Source organism: Meiothermus rufus DSM 22234 (assembly GCF_000423425.1).
Lineage (GTDB): Bacteria > Deinococcota > Deinococci > Deinococcales > Thermaceae > Meiothermus > Meiothermus rufus.
In genome coordinates, this window is record NZ_AUHY01000122.1 from 1 (window position 1) to 1,379 (window position 1,379).

General features: G+C 60.6%; 1 protein-coding gene. It reads left to right on the top strand.

The features are described 5' to 3' along the window. The first annotated feature begins 170 nt into the window (after positions 1 to 170). Positions 171 to 1,286: a site-2 protease family protein gene (locus G552_RS0113690; RefSeq protein WP_027883499.1), complete on the top strand. Its 1,116-nt coding sequence runs from the start codon at positions 171 to 173 to the stop codon at positions 1,284 to 1,286. Positions 1,287 to 1,379 lie beyond the last annotated feature (93 nt).

Here is a 1,379-nt window from a genome sequence, read left to right on the forward strand (position 1 = left end):
TTTGCTCGATAGCCCGCAGTTGTTCATCCTCTTCTTGGCTCAACTCAATGTACCGAAAGTTTCCCACTGTAAAAGTCTATCGTGAGTGTACTTAATCCCATTGGGCGGCGATGATAGGTGGCAACTTGGGTTACACACTAGGCGTTGGGGTTGGGTGTAGCATGAGCGGGGTGTTCTCCCGAACCATCCGGCTCCCCTTTCAGGTGTTGGGTATCCCCCTCTCGCTCGACCTGAGCTTCCTAATTGTGCTGCCCCTTTTTGCCTTCCTGATTGGCAGCCAGCTTCCGGTCTACCTGCGTCTGCTGCAGCTTGGCCCCCAGCCGGAACTCTTGCAGGGCTTAACCCCCTACCTGCTGGGCCTGCTGGCGGCCATAGGGCTTTTCCTCAGCGTGCTCATCCACGAGCTGGGCCACGCCCTTACCGCGCGGGCCTATGGGGTGCAGACCCGCGAAATTACCCTGTGGTTGCTGGGGGGGGTCGCCCAGCTCGAACGCATCCCCCGCAGCCGGGGCACCGAGGCGGTGATCGCCATCGCTGGCCCCATTGTGAGCGTGCTGCTGGCGGTGCTGTTCGGAGCGCTGCGCGGGCTGGTGCCCGCGGGGGCGGGGCAGTTTTTGCTGGGCTACCTGAGCTTCATCAACCTGAGCCTGGCCCTGTTCAACCTGCTACCCGCATTGCCGCTCGATGGCGGGCGGATTTTACGCAGCCTGTTGGCCCTTTACAAGCCCTACCTCGAGGCCACCCGCACCGCCACTGCGGTTAGCAAGGTGCTGGCCTTTGCCCTGGGCTTGCTGGGTCTTTTGGTGGGTAACCTGTTTCTCATTCTCATCGCCTTTTTCGTCTTCATGGCGGCCAGTGCCGAGGCCGAACAGGCCATGCTCAACCGCACCCTCGAGGGCCTGCGGGTGCGCGACCTGATGACTCGCGAGGTCTCCTGGGTACCACCCAGCCTGAGCATAGCCGAGCTGCTGGACAAGATGATGCGCGAACGGCACGTGGGCTATCCGGTGATGGAAGAAGGACGGCTTTTGGGCCTCATTAGCCTGGAAGACTTGCAAGGGGCCTCGCCCCAGACCCGCGTGCTCGAGCGCATGCGTCCCCCCTTGCAGATAGACGAACACGCCGAGGCGCTAGCCGCTTTGCAGCGTATGGCCGAGCAGGGGTTCTCAAGGCTTTTGGTCACCGATTCACTGGGCAACCTGGTGGGTATCCTGAGCAAAACCGACCTGCTAAGGGCCTTGCAATTGCGTGCAGCGCAGATGAGTTTAGCGGAGTCAAACAGGTAGGGCTGAACCCGGACAAACACATGTGAGACTCTAAGCTGGGATAAAAAGAGGGGAACCAACCAAGAAAGGAGGTTCCCCAGGTGCAGTTTACCA